The organism is Campylobacter sp., from assembly GCF_020024835.1.
Lineage (GTDB): Bacteria > Campylobacterota > Campylobacteria > Campylobacterales > Campylobacteraceae > Campylobacter_D.
In genome coordinates this window covers 1-13497 of sequence record NZ_JAHHTD010000035.1, presented here as the reverse complement: position 1 = coordinate 13497, position 13497 = coordinate 1, and the positions used below count along the sequence as shown (strand labels likewise).

The 13497-nt window shown below is 26.8% G+C and carries 16 protein-coding genes; 5 read left to right on the top strand and 11 right to left on the bottom strand.

Features of this window, described 5'->3' with window-relative positions:
* From QZ429_RS06225 to QZ429_RS06215, 3 genes are all read right to left on the bottom strand, one after another.
* On the bottom strand, positions 1–686 hold a 686-nt coding region (locus tag QZ429_RS06225; RefSeq protein WP_291952918.1), incomplete at its 3' end, for an inorganic phosphate transporter.
* Between the two features lie 46 nt (positions 687–732).
* Complete coding sequence (pdxA, locus tag QZ429_RS06220) at positions 733–1833, bottom strand: 4-hydroxythreonine-4-phosphate dehydrogenase (protein WP_291952917.1); 1101 nt, start codon at positions 1831–1833, stop codon at positions 733–735.
* On the bottom strand, positions 1830–2597 hold the full coding sequence (locus QZ429_RS06215) for a pyridoxine 5'-phosphate synthase (protein ID WP_291952915.1): 768 nt from the start codon (positions 2595–2597) through the stop codon (positions 1830–1832). Before QZ429_RS06215 ends, pdxA begins: the two co-directional genes overlap by 4 nt.
* 53 nt (positions 2598–2650) lie before the next feature.
* On the opposite strand from QZ429_RS06215, the gene QZ429_RS06210 reads away from it, so the two are divergent.
* The 3 genes from QZ429_RS06210 to QZ429_RS06200 are packed head-to-tail and all read left to right on the top strand — an operon-like array spanning position 2651 to position 4718.
* Positions 2651–3628, top strand: coding sequence for a Ppx/GppA family phosphatase (locus QZ429_RS06210; protein WP_291952913.1), 978 nt, complete (start codon positions 2651–2653; stop codon positions 3626–3628).
* Positions 3625–4068 carry a GatB/YqeY domain-containing protein gene (locus QZ429_RS06205; RefSeq protein ID WP_291952911.1) on the top strand — a complete coding sequence of 148 codons (444 nt, stop codon included), beginning with the start codon at positions 3625–3627 and terminating at the stop codon, positions 4066–4068. The genes QZ429_RS06210 and QZ429_RS06205 overlap by 4 nt, the downstream gene beginning before the upstream one ends.
* Positions 4065–4718: a DNA/RNA non-specific endonuclease gene (locus QZ429_RS06200; protein WP_291952909.1), complete on the top strand. Its 654-nt coding sequence runs from the start codon at positions 4065–4067 to the stop codon at positions 4716–4718. Before QZ429_RS06205 ends, QZ429_RS06200 begins: the two co-directional genes overlap by 4 nt.
* 20 nt (positions 4719–4738) lie before the next feature.
* Here QZ429_RS06200 and dnaK read toward each other — a convergent pair whose 3' ends face one another.
* The 3 genes from dnaK to QZ429_RS06185 are packed head-to-tail and all read right to left on the bottom strand — an operon-like array spanning position 4739 to position 7918.
* On the bottom strand, positions 4739–6607 hold the full coding sequence (gene dnaK, locus QZ429_RS06195) for a molecular chaperone DnaK (protein ID WP_291952907.1): 1869 nt from the start codon (positions 6605–6607) through the stop codon (positions 4739–4741).
* A 22-nt stretch (positions 6608–6629) separates the two neighbouring features.
* A complete protein-coding gene (gene grpE / locus QZ429_RS06190) occupies positions 6630–7139 on the bottom strand; it encodes a nucleotide exchange factor GrpE (RefSeq protein WP_291952905.1) in 510 nt (169 codons plus the stop codon).
* On the bottom strand, positions 7136–7918 hold the full coding sequence (locus tag QZ429_RS06185; protein WP_291952904.1) for an HrcA family transcriptional regulator: 783 nt from the start codon (positions 7916–7918) through the stop codon (positions 7136–7138). Before QZ429_RS06185 ends, grpE begins: the two co-directional genes overlap by 4 nt.
* Before the next feature lie 231 nt (positions 7919–8149).
* On the opposite strand from QZ429_RS06185, the gene QZ429_RS06180 reads away from it, so the two are divergent.
* Complete coding sequence (locus QZ429_RS06180) at positions 8150–8281, top strand: hypothetical protein (RefSeq protein WP_291952902.1); 132 nt, start codon at positions 8150–8152, stop codon at positions 8279–8281.
* On the opposite strand, the gene QZ429_RS06175 is transcribed toward QZ429_RS06180, so the two are convergent.
* Genes QZ429_RS06175 through QZ429_RS06155 form a run of 5 tightly spaced genes read right to left on the bottom strand, consistent with a single transcriptional unit; the run spans position 8270 to position 12734 of the window.
* Positions 8270–8899 carry a hypothetical protein gene (locus QZ429_RS06175; protein ID WP_291952900.1) on the bottom strand — a complete coding sequence of 210 codons (630 nt, stop codon included), beginning with the start codon at positions 8897–8899 and terminating at the stop codon, positions 8270–8272. The two genes, QZ429_RS06180 and QZ429_RS06175, sit on opposite strands and share 12 nt — an antisense overlap.
* On the bottom strand, positions 8896–9132 hold the full coding sequence (locus tag QZ429_RS06170) for a CDK5 domain-containing protein (RefSeq protein WP_291952898.1): 237 nt from the start codon (positions 9130–9132) through the stop codon (positions 8896–8898). The genes QZ429_RS06175 and QZ429_RS06170 overlap by 4 nt, the downstream gene beginning before the upstream one ends.
* A complete protein-coding gene (locus QZ429_RS06165; RefSeq protein WP_291952897.1) occupies positions 9119–10168 on the bottom strand; it encodes a 3'-to-5' oligoribonuclease B in 1050 nt (349 codons plus the stop codon). Before QZ429_RS06165 ends, QZ429_RS06170 begins: the two co-directional genes overlap by 14 nt.
* Before the next feature lie 9 nt (positions 10169–10177).
* Positions 10178–12337, bottom strand: a complete 2160-nt coding sequence (gene flhA, locus QZ429_RS06160; protein WP_291952895.1) for a flagellar biosynthesis protein FlhA — start codon at positions 12335–12337, stop codon at positions 10178–10180.
* A complete protein-coding gene (locus tag QZ429_RS06155) occupies positions 12330–12734 on the bottom strand; it encodes an Rrf2 family transcriptional regulator (protein ID WP_291952893.1) in 405 nt (134 codons plus the stop codon). The genes flhA and QZ429_RS06155 overlap by 8 nt, the downstream gene beginning before the upstream one ends.
* A gap of 242 nt (positions 12735–12976) precedes the next feature.
* Between QZ429_RS06155 and rpsO the strand changes: the two genes are divergently transcribed.
* Positions 12977–13249: a 30S ribosomal protein S15 gene (gene rpsO / locus QZ429_RS06150; RefSeq protein WP_291952892.1), complete on the top strand. Its 273-nt coding sequence runs from the start codon at positions 12977–12979 to the stop codon at positions 13247–13249.
* Positions 13250–13497: the final 248 nt, after the last annotated feature.

The window sequence follows — 13497 nt, the reverse complement described above, 5'->3', positions numbered from 1 at the left end:
TTTTTAAAATATTCTTCTTTAAAAATTTTTTTTTCTTTTTTAATCATTTTAATCTTAATATTAATATCAATTGAAGGTTTTAAAATTTTTTTATCTATATAAGCATATATTAAATAAGCCATTAATCCACCAAGTAAAGGAGAAATAATCCAACTTAGAACTATTTTATAAATACCATTCCAATTTACCATTAAAAAAGCTTGGTCTTGATTAAAAAATATAAATCCCATAGCAATGCTAGAACCAACTATACCACCTATAATACTATGAGTAGTTGATACAGGAAGTCCTTTTTTACTTGCTACAAAAAGCCAAATTCCAGAACTTAACAAAGCCGAAAGCATAACACAAACAAATATCATAGGATTTACATCATTAGGTAAAATCACTATGCCACTTCTTATGGTATTTGTAACAGAAGCACCTGCAAAAATAGCTCCGCTTAACTCAAAAACAGCAGCTATAATTAAAGCTTGTTTTATGGTAATAGTTTTAGCTCCAACGCTAGTTCCAAAAGAATTTGCAACGTCATTCCCTCCTACATTAAAAGCCATAAAAATTCCAAAAGCACTAGCAAGAGCAAATAAAATCATAAAATTACTAGGAATATAAGTATATCCCCATATAAAAAAACATACAATACTAACTATAAAAATAAACAATGCAATCACATTATCCCTACTCAAACATACCCCTTCAGGATTAATTTTACCATCATCATTTTAATGTATTTTACTTATTTTTTTCTTTGATTTTAAGAAATTCTAGGGCTGATTTTACAGCTTGAATATAGCTTTTTAAATTTATCTTTTTATTCTGATATGCTATATCATATGCAGTTCCATGATCAACACTAGTTCTTATAATGGGTAAATTTAAGCTTACATTGATACTTTTTTCAAAATACAAAGCTTTTAGCGGCGCTAAAGCAACATCATGATACATACTCACTAAATATTTACATTTTTGCAAAGCAAAAGGAGTAAAAGCTGTATCAGCAACCAAAGGATCTTTAAGAAAAATATCTTTCTTGCTACTTAATATCATCTCTTTTTCATTTAAAAATACCTCATTTATAAGTTCATTTAATTTCAAACTAGTATCTTTTAAAATAACATTAGCCATTCTAATAGATTTTCTTATCTCTTTTTCTTCTTCACCACCTATGACACCATTATCACTAGCGTGAGGATTAAAACTTAAAACTCCTATTGGTTCAAAATGAGTGCATTGATAAAAATTAACTAAAAATTGAGCAAGTTTTAATGCTTTTATGTGCATAAAAACATCTCTTAAAGCTATATGTTCAGTATATAAAGCTACAAAAAGCTCATTACAACCTAACATCATAATAGCATCTTTTTTAAAAAAATCCCTCAAAGCCTCTGTATGACCTTTATATAAAATACCAGCCATATTCCAAGCTTTTTTGTTAATAGGTAAAGTAACTAATGCATCTAGATATTGGCCAACGCATTTACTAGCAGCTTCAAAACTAGAAAAAGAATATGCCCCACTTTTAGCATTTAATCTACCTGGATATAAATTAAAATTTATATCTACTTTATTTTGTAGTGGATAAGTGAAAGTATAAATTTTACATTTTTTATTTGTTTGCTTCAAAATAAATTCTATTTTATCTTGAAATGAAAATTCAACTATATTGATATCTTCGTCTAAATTTATATTTAAAATATCTTTTGCTTTAATAAATAAATCATAGTGAATAAAATAAAAAGGTTCGCAAATTTTTACAAGGTCCTTATGTGCTTGCAATAAAATTTGCATACTTATACCATTTAAATCTCCTACACTAATAGCAATTTTTTTCATCTTTTAATTAAAGCTTTCATTTGTAAAATCGCCTCTTTTAATCCTACAAATATAGAATGTGCTATTATACTTTGTCCTATATTAAGCTCTTTAATTTCTAAAATATCTACTATATTTTTTACATTCTTATAATTTAATCCATGCCCAGCTGCAACTTTAATTCCTAAATTATCAGCTAATTTTGCACTCTTTTTAAGTTTTATAAGTTCTTCATTTAAAAGTATTGCTAATTGATTTTTTTCTAGTATCAACCCATTAATAGCATATGAGGTTTGATTGATATTAGTATATAAAGCATTATAAATATTCGCATAAGCTCCTGTATGAAGCTCTATAAAATCAACATTTAATTCTTTTGATTTTTCAATATCATCTAAATTTGGATCAATAAATAAAGAAACTTCAATTTGGGCTTGTTGTAGTAAAAAAATAGCTTCTTTGAGTTTATCATTATCAAGTTTTAAACCACCTTCTGTTGTTAATTCTTCCCTTTTTTCTGGCACTAAAGTTACACGATGTGGCTTGTATTTTAATGCACACTCTACCATATCAAGAGCACACTCAAGATTTACAATACACTTACAATATTTTAAAATATTTTTTAAATCGTCCTCATTAGCATGCCTACGATCTTCTCTTACGTGGATAGTTATTTGATCACATAAAGATGAAGTTACAAACGCAGCTTCTAATAAATCAGGGTCATTTACTTTTCTAGCTTCTCTTAAAACTGCAATATGATCAATATTTACTCCTAAAAGCATAAGTTTTCCTTATATTTTTTTAGATATTATACTTTATTTTTAGGAGTATTATTATGCTAGGAATAGATATAGGATCAAATACTTTAAGAGCGGTATTGATGGATAAAAATTTTAATAAATTGCAAAGTGAAGAATTCATTATATCTGCTGCTAAGAATATGCAAAATTTAAATATTAATCAAGAAGCAATAGAAAAATTATTTTTTGCATTAAACACTCTAAAGAAAAAAAATTATGATTTAAAAAATGCAAAAGCTGTCGCAACAGCAGCATTTAGAAAAGCAAAAAATACAAAAGAAATTTTTAAAAAAATTCAAGATGAATTTGGATTAAAAATTGTTTTAATAGATGCAAATACAGAAGCTAATTTGAGTATTTTAGGTATGCAAGAAAGACTTAAAAAACTCAATCTTTTTAGAAGAGATTTTAATTATTGTGATTTAGGAGGAGCATCGTGTGAAATTACCAATACAAAATTTAGCAAAAGTTATGATTTTGGTATTATAAGTTTTTATGAAAAAAATATTTTTAAATCTTCTAAACACAACAATTTTGTTAATTTTTTTAAAAAAAATCCAGATAAATTAAAATTTGTAAAAAATAAAATATTAAAACTGCATTTTTCTAATTTCCATCCTCATTTAAAACAATTAATATTAAAATCTTTTGAAGAAGTTAAATTTGCAAAAAAATCTTTAAAAAATCAATACATTGCATTAAATTCAGGAATACCAACAACACTTTGTGCTTATAAACAAGGAATTAAATATATAAATTATTCAGAAGAATACGTTAATGGAAAAAAACTTAAATCAAAAGATTTTTTATTCTTTGCTATAAAAATATGGAATTTAGAACAAAAAAAGGCTAAAATTTACCTAGGAGAAAGTAGAAAAAAATACTTAATTGCCGGTGCATTACTCTTATATGCTTTATTTGATAAAGAAAAACTTATTGTTGTTGATGATGGAGTCAGAGAGGGTGTTTGCATTGCTCATTTTAAAAATATAAATTACAAAGGAATATTATGAATTTAAAAGAAAAAATTTTAGAGGATATCAAAGATGCTATGCGTCAAAAAGATGATTTTAAAAGAAATACTTTAAGAACGCTAAATGCTTGCTTTAAACAAATTGAAGTTGATGAAAGAATTGAGCTTGACAATGAAAGGATATATAAAATTATTGCAAGTGAAATTAAAAAAAGAAATGAAGCTGCTTTAGCTTTTAATAAGGGTTTAAGAGAAGATTTAGCGCAAAAAGAATTACAAGAAATAGAAATTCTAAACAAATATCTACCAAAACAACTTAGTGATGAAGAATTAAAAAATGAACTTGAAAAAATAATTATGACACTAAAAATTACATCATTAAAAGAGCAAGGAATTTTGATGAAAGAAGCAAAAAAAATACTTAAATCAAGTGTAGATGGTAAAAGATTAAATGAAATGGTTAGAAAACTTTTATCATGAAAAAATTACTAATATTATCTATACTAGCACTAAATTCTTTTGCTTATACACAATATGAACTTGATCCTAGTTTTGATAAATATTTTAAAAATTGCTCATTATTGATGAATAAATATTATTATATTAATTGCTATGATTATAATTACAAAGGCACAAAAGCCATAGCTTATAAGCTAAAAGCTGAAATTTTAAATCAACAGCATATCAAAAATCGCCCAAATTTTATAGAAGATACTAATATACCTAAAAAATATAGAACTCATTGGAAAGATTATAAAAAAAGTGGTTATACAAGAGGTCATATAGTCCCTAATCAATCTATGAATACAACCTCACAAGCACAACTTAGCACTTTCTTAATGAGCAATATAACTCCTCAAAAAAAGGATATTAATGATAAAATTTGGAATAAAATTGAACAAAGGGAAAGATACTTAGCAAGGAAAAATGGAGAATTAGAGGTCTTAAATTTAATCCTTTATGAAGATAAACCAAAACGTATTCAAAATAATATTGCTATTCCAAGTTTTTATATAAAAATATTAAAAACAAAAACATATATGGAATGTTATAAAGTTCCAAATGATGACAATTTTGCAAGACTTAATAAAAATTATTTTAAAGAAAATTGTTCTAAATACATAAAGTAGGTATAACCTACTTTATGATTTTATTCTACTTCAGCGTCAATGACATCATCATCTTTTTTCTTTTTATCTTCACTTGGTTTTTCTTCTTTTTTATACATATTTTCTGCTAACTTATGAGAAACTTCGCTCAATGCTTTCATTTTGCTTTCTATTTCTTCTTTGCTTGCATTAACATTTTTTAATGTTTCTTTTAATTCATCAAGTGCCTTTTGAATATTAGCCTTATCCTCATCACTCACCTTATCGCCAAGTTCATTTAAAGATTTTTCAACTTGATGCACTAAACTATCTGCAGAATTTCTTGCTTCTACTGCTTCTTTACGTTTTTTATCTTCTTCTTTATGAAGCTCTGCATCTTTTACCATATTGTTAATTTCTTCTTCACTCAAACCACTTGAACCTGTGATTTTAATCTCTTGCGCCTTACCTGTTGCTTTGTCTTTAGCACTAACTGTTAAAATACCATTTGCATCTATATCAAAAGTTACTTCAATTTGTGGCATACCACGAGGTGCAGGTGGAATTCCTTCAAGATTAAAATTACCTAAAGATTTATTATCACGACTAAATTCTCTCTCACCTTGTAAAACATTTATAGTAACTGCATTTTGATTATCTTCTGCAGTAGAAAAAGTTTGCTCTTTTTTAGTAGGTATAGTGGTTCCTTTTTCTATAATTTTAGTCATAACTCCACCTAAAGTTTCTATACCTAAAGATAAAGGTGTAACATCAAGCAATAATACATCTTTTACATCACCTTTTATAACAGCTCCTTGTATAGCTGCACCTATAGCAACTACCTCATCAGGATTTACTGATTTATTTAATTCTTTTCCAAAAGCTTTTTTAACTTCTTCTTGAACTAAAGGCACACGAGTAGATCCGCCAACCATAACGATCTCCTTAACCTCGCTTTTCTCCAATCCAGCGTCCTTTACAACTTCATTGATTTTACTAATAGTTTCAGAAACTAAACTATCAATCATACTTTCAAATTTAGCCCTAGTTAGTTTCTTAACCAAATGCTTTGGACCACTTGCATCAGCAGTTATGAAAGGTAAATTTACCTCTGTTTCATTAGCTGAACTAAGTTCTTTTTTAGCACTTTCAGCAGCTTCTTTTAATCTTTGTAAGGCCATAACATCATTTTTAAGATCTATTCCAGTTTCATTCTTAAATTCACTAGCTAAAAAATCTATAAGCTTATTATCAAAATCATCGCCACCTAAAAACGCATTACCACCAGTTGCTAAAACTTCTACAACATTATCTCCTGTTTCAAGAACGGTAACATCAAATGTCCCACCTCCTAAATCATAAACTACAATTTTTTCACTTTCTTTTTTATCAAGTCCATAAGCTAAAGCAGCAGCAGTTGGCTCATTGATAATTCTAAGCACATTAAGTCCTGCTATAGTTCCAGCTTCTTTAGTAGCTTTTCTTTGCGCATCATTAAAATACGCAGGAACCGTTATAACAGCATCTTCTATTTTTTCTCCTAAAAATGCTTCTGCATCTTCTTTTAGTTTCATTAATACCTTAGCAGAAATTTCTTGAGGAGTGTAAATTTTACCTGCTATTTCAATAGCACACGCACCATTTCTTTCAGTGATATGATAAGGAAGACGATTTTTAGCCTCTTTAGCTGCTTCTTCATTTATCATAAGACCCATAATTCTTTTTATAGAATATATAGTTTTTTCAGGATTAGTAACCGCTTGACGTTTTGCACTATCACCAACTAAAATTTCTCCTTTATCTGTAAAAGCCACAACAGAAGGCGTTGTATTTTTACCCTCTTTATTAGGGATAACTTTACTTTCACCTCTTTCATACACACTAACACAAGAATTTGTTGTTCCTAAATCTATACCTATAACTTTACTCATTTTTATTCCTTTTTATTAAATTTTATTTTGCAACACTAACTTTTGCTGATCTTATGACTCTATCATTCATCATATAACCTTTTTGCAAAAGTTGAACAATATGACCACTCTCATGATCAGCACTTTCTACATGAAACATTGCTTCATGCAAATTTGGATTAAACTCACCATCAACATCAATAATCTTAACCATATGCTTTTCAAGTTTTTTCAAAAGCAAATCAAGTGTATTTTGCACACCTTCTTTAATTTTTAAACTAATTTCATCATTAGCCTCTACATTAACAGCTGCCTCAAGTGCATCTACAACATCAAGCAAGTCTTTTGCAAAACCTTCATTTGCATAAATTGTCGCTGAAATTTTCTCTTTTTCCATTCTCTTTTTTATATTTTCAAATTCAGCATTTGCTCTTAAATAAACATCTTTTAATGCATCATACTCTCTTTGAAGTTTTTCAAATTCAGAAATTTCACTTCCTGTATCCTCTTTTATTTCTTCAAGTTTTTCTTCATTTTGTATCTCCTCGCTCATGCGGCCTCCTTTATGATATTTAACATAGTTTTAAAATCAGAATATACACTTCCAGCAAAAATTATATTAGACTCTTTTCCTAAAAATATACTCTTAAATTTCAATCCCATAAAGCCTTTTTCAAACAAAGGTTCAAATTTTAATTTTTCATCAAAATAAAAACCAATTTTTGGAGATAAAAGCTTAATAAAATTGTCATTTTGGTAAATTTGATAAGCCCTGCTTTCATTATATCTATAATAAATCATTGCTTGTTTAAGCATAATAATCTTTTCTAGCAATTCTTCAAAATTTACTCTAAATGCTAAATTTTCTATATCTTTTAATTCAAGTCCAATCAATCTTTGAACAAACAAAAATGTATCTTGACTAAATTTTAAAACCAATTCATTATATTTAAAATCAAGTATGATAAATCTATCATTGACTACATTTATTTCATTTAAAACCAACTCATCTCCTCCATAAACTAGAGCATAAATTTCAAACTTATCTAACAAAAATTTCAATAACGGGATATCTTTTATAATCAAACTTTCCTCAAATATCGAATTTCTCCAATAAGTTTCCATAGCTTTAGTAGTAGGAATTCTTCCACCACTAATATGTAATTGAGTTAAAATTCCCTCATCACTCAATTTTTTAAAATAAACTCTTATGGTAGAAGCTGGGATACTAACCTTATCGTTTAATCCGTTAGAAGCAACTGGCATATTGTTATCTAAATAAGTTTCAATAATAGTTTTTAAAATTAAATCTTTCTTATTGTAAGAATTCACAACTAACCTTGATTTTAAATTAGCACTCAATATTTTAGAGTGCTAAGTGTTATTATACACATTTAGTATTACAATGTCAAGGTATTTTTAAATAAAAATATTTAAAATACTTTAGTTTATACAACTAAACTTTATTTAGTTATTTTATATAAATAGAAATATACACTTCAGCTTTTTTAAAAGTTAAAATACTATAATGTCATTAGCAATATTTAAATAAGGTTTAATTTGATGAAAAATTTAACATTAAGAGAAAAACAAGATCTTAATATCTATGTCTTTTCAAATATAGAAAAGAAAAAGATGACTATGAATAGAATTTTTAGATTTTATTATATTAAACTTTTTAGATTAGTTTTTTAATCTATATTTTTTCATTCCTTTTTTTGTAAAAGATAGATCCTGAAATTCTGGAGATGATATTAATTCTAAGCATTGCTTGTCTAGATTTTCAATACCTATTACATAAAAATTTGCTAGTAAATTTTCATCGATAAATAAATCAAATATCACGCAAGTTTGATCATTTATCTTATAAAAAATTTGACCACCAGTATTTGGATTTAAATTTAAGGTATCGATTTTTTTACTTTTACTTAGTTTTTCTATATTTTTAGGAAAATTTTGATTTAAAGTATAATAAATCATAATTTCACGCATAATATTTTTTATATCTGCAATTTCTTTTCTTATAAATGTTAAATCTTTAAAATATAAATTTACAAAGTCTGTATTAAGATATCTTTTTAAAGCATCTTCATCAATATTATTGCAAACGTCATATTTATTTAAAATATAAGTCTTATTTTTATTTAAAATTATATCAACACAAGATTTATTATCTTGCATTAACTCAATCAACAAAACATTTTTAGCCTGAATATTTGAAGAATTTTTTTTATTATATGCAAATTCATTTAGCGTGTCATAAATATCTGCATAGGTATAAAACACTATTAAAAATAAAATTAAATATTTCATACAAATAAATCACTATGGTGATTTTTAAGATATTTTACTACCTCTAAAATTTCATCAACACCTTCTTTTGTGCTCTTAGAACAAACATCGTCAATACAATCAATATAACATTCTATTGCTTTTTCTATTTTCTCTCTTTTAACTCCAGCATACAAAAGCATAGCTTCTAACACTATACTCAACTCATATTGCAATTCTTGTATTTCCTCTTTAATATTATCATTTATTTTCATTTGCTTCCTTTAATTCTTTATTTTTAATTAAATCATTAAATTGAGCTTTAATCAAATCATAATTTGAACTATCTTTATAAGTTGAAAAAAATCCTCCACTCGCATTTTTATGCCCCCCACCATTAACTAAATTTTTTGCCATTAAACTAACATCGAATTTATTATTTGCCCTAAAACTCAATGTTTTTCTAGAGCTTATATCAACAAAAAAATCAAAATCAGAATTTTGTTTTAAAAAATCATTTCCAATAACTGAAGTATTTCCTATATTTGAAGTTAATAAGCCTTTTTTTCCTCCATAAAATACACTAAATTTATCTTTATTAAAATTTAGCCTTTCCACTATAAATTTAGAGATTAAATTACTCAAAGTATCATCATTATTTTTTATAAAAAAAGACTTTTTTAGACTATGCAACTCATTATCTAAAATAATATGAGAATTTTCTTTCTTAATATATTTTTGCGATTGATTAAAAAGATAAAAAATATAATCAATATTTTCACTTATAAACATCACTCTATTAATCTCTTTTGCAGACGCAACCATACCTAATAAAACTTTACCTAATTCAAAATTTTTATCTTCACTAAGCCAAATATCAACTGCATTAACAACATCAACAAAATCACCCAAAGTATCGTTTTTTCCATAACACCTAGAAAAAAAATCATAAACTATTTTAGTTGCACATCTTTTATCATCTAAAAAATACCAAGGATATTTTAAAGCACACTCTAGACCACTTTGATGATGATCTAAAAGCAAAAGCTTAATTTTTTTACCATCAATAAGCTTTTGAAGCTCTTCACACTGGTTTAAATTCAAATTCAAATCAGTGATCAATATAACAAATTCTTCGCTTGGGTTATTTTTTAAATCTTCTTCAATATTTTTAAAAATTACATTCAAATTTTCACTAATTTCTTTTCCATAATTTGAATTATAAAAAAAACAATTTTTAAAATAAAAATTTACCACATACTGACAAGCATAACCATCTAAATCCGTATGTGAAAGATGATAAATTTTCATATTTTATCCTTATAAATCATCAACTTTTATAATACCTTCTGTTTCAAATTTTGTATTTTCAGCAATCTCTGCAAAACTAAGCACAGTAATATTGATACCAAAATTTGAACAAATATCGGCAATAAATTTCCTAAGTTGTGGCTCAACACAAAGCAAGAAAGGTTTTATTCTAGTATTAGCTACATTTGCAAGCTCAGCTTTTAAAGCTTCAACCAAGGCTCCAGTTTGTGCTACATTTATCATTAAATGATAAGTTCCATCTTTAAACTGCACATGCTCCATCAATTTTGCTGCTGTTGCTGCATCAAAAATATAAAAACTTATATTTCCTTTTTCATCTACATATAAATTTGTAATCACTCTAGCTAAAGATGCTCTAACGTGCTCTATGATCATATCTAAGCTTTTACTAACTTCAGCAATATCACTAATTGATTCAAGAATTGTAAGCATATCTTTAATTGGAATATGCTCTTTAAGTAAAGCTTTTAATACTTTTTGAATTAAACTAATACTTGCAACTTTTAAAGAATCATCTACCACAATAGGATAATCATTTTTAATTTTATCAAGTAAATTTTGGACTTCTTGTTTAGTTAAAAGCTCAGCAGCGTTAGCTTTAATAAGCTCACTCATATGCGTTGAAATTACACTTGCAGGATCAATAACTATATAACCATTTAAAGTTGCTTCATCTTTTAAAGAAGCATCTATCCAAAGAGCATCAGAATTAAAAGCTGGTTCTTTAGTAGCTATTCCTTCTATAGGTTCAGTGATAAAACCACTATCCATAGCTAAATACTTATCTGGATAAATTTCAGCACTAGCAATACCAACACCCTTTAGCTTAAAAGTATATTCGTTTGGTTTTAATTGTAAATTATCTCGAATTCTAATTTTTGGCATTAAAAATCCAAGGCTTTGAGCGATATTGCGTCTTGTTGATCTTATACGCTCAGTTAATTCACTTTCAGCCAACTTAATTAAACCATAACCCAATTCTAATTCTAAAATTTCTAATTTTAAAATATCAGCAATTTTATTTTCTTCTTCTTTCAAAATTTCTTCTTCACTTCTTTTTTTAGGCTTTGCTTCTTCTTTTTCTTGATTTTCTTGATTTTTCTTCTTGATCGAAGTATCAAAATGAATTTTACCTTCTTGAACTTGTTTAATTACAAAACCAAGTCCCAAAAATACTAAAGCCATAAAACCTAAAGATAAATGTGGCAAACCAGGAACTAATGCAAAGATAAATAATATAAAACCAACAATAAGCAAGGTTTTATACTCACCCAATAACTGATTAATAGAACCTTCAGCAAAATTTTCTTCATCTTTACTAGCACGAGTAATGATGATTGCAGTCGCAGTTGAAGTAATAAGTCCAGGAATTTGAGACACCAATCCATCACCTATGGTTAAAATAGTATAAGTAGAAGCACACTGCTTAAGATCCATATCATGTTGAAAATATCCTATCATAAATCCACCGATAAGATTGACTATTGTAATGATAATTCCAGCAACAGCGTCCCCTTTTATAAATTTAGAAGAACCATCCATTGCTCCATAAAAATTTGCCTCTGCTATAATTTCTTGTCGTCTTTCTCGTGCTGTTTTTTCATCAATTAAACCTGCATTCAAATCTGCATCAATTGCCATTTGTTTTCCTGGCATTGCATCAAGGGTAAATCTAGCTTGAACTTCAGAAACCCTAGTACTACCCTTAGTTACAACCATAAAATTGATCAAAACTAATATACAAAACACAACGACGCCAATGACATAATTTCCGCCTACAACAAATTCTCCAAAACTAGCAATAATATCACTCACAACTGCAGGACCTTGATGTCCTTCACTCAAAATCATACGCGTAGTTGCTATATTTAATGAAAGTCTAAAAAGTGTAATGATTAAAAGCATAGTAGGAAAAGTTGTTAAATCTGTTGGTTTAGGTATATATAAAGATATCAATATAATCAAAACAGAAATTGCAATACTTAAGGCAAGAAAAAAATCTAAAATTAAACTTGGCAAAGGAACTATAATAATTGCTAAAATTGCAATTATTATGGCAACGATAGTTAAGCTCTTAACTTTAACAATTGGAGCAATAAGTGGTGCTACCCAAGGTAGAACTAAGCTAATTATATTTTTTTTAGCCATTATTTCTCATAATATCATCTAGGGTAATAGTAATTAAAAATTCATCAATTTTACTTTGAAGTTCTACTAAAACTGGCATCAAACTACAATTATCACCTTTGTGCGAAGGGCATATACCATTGCTACATTCAAAAACATTTGTAGATTTTTTTTCTACACTATTAACAATTTCTTTTAAGGTATATTCTTGGGGATTTTTAACTAAAACAAACCCACCTTTTGCACCTTTAAATGATTTTAAAAGATTGTCTTTTGCTAAAACCTGCAAAATTTTTGCTAAAAAACTCTTTGGAATATCTAAAACATTTGACATAGCATCAACATCTTGAGGATCTTGAGATTTTGCTATATGCATTAAAGATAACAAGGCATATTCACTAGCTTTTGTAAATAACATACCGCTCCTCCTCATTTTTTAAGCATAACTAAAATACTAGCCACTTTTTTCCTAAAATAATTGTTATTTTTAAGTTTATCTAAGACATTTCAAGTTGTATTATATCAAAAAATCATATTTCAAATTATAAATTTTTAAAATTTTAAATCTTTAAAATAACTCCACTACTTTCAGATTTATTTTTGTTTTTTTATATATAATTACAACTCAAAATAATTAAAATACCGCTCAGGAGGTCTATTATGGCTTTAGATTCGGCTAAAAAAGCAGAAATTGTTGCAAAATTTGCTAGAAAAAATGGTGACACAGGTTCTCCAGAAGTTCAAATTGCTCTTTTAAGCACTAGAATTTCAGATTTAACAGAACACTTAAAAATCTATAAAAAAGATTTTTCATCTCGCTTGGGTTTATTAAAACTCGTAGGTCAAAGAAAAAGATTACTCTCTTATCTTAAGAGAAAAGATTATCAAACTTATATCAAATTAATTAATGAGTTAAATTTAAGAGATAAATAAGCTTTATGCTTATTTACTCTCATCTAAAATATATTACTTAGCTAGTATAAATATAAATCTCTGCTTAATTTAAGACTTTAAAATTCTACATATTATTTCACAAGAGTTTCACAATGTGAATTTGTATTTAAAATACCTAAAAATAGTGCTTTAAGCTTCTAAAAAATTTAATATTTCACATTAAATTTTTAATACACTTAACACAATCTAATCTTAAAATCAAAATTAAAAATTTATAGGAATTTTTG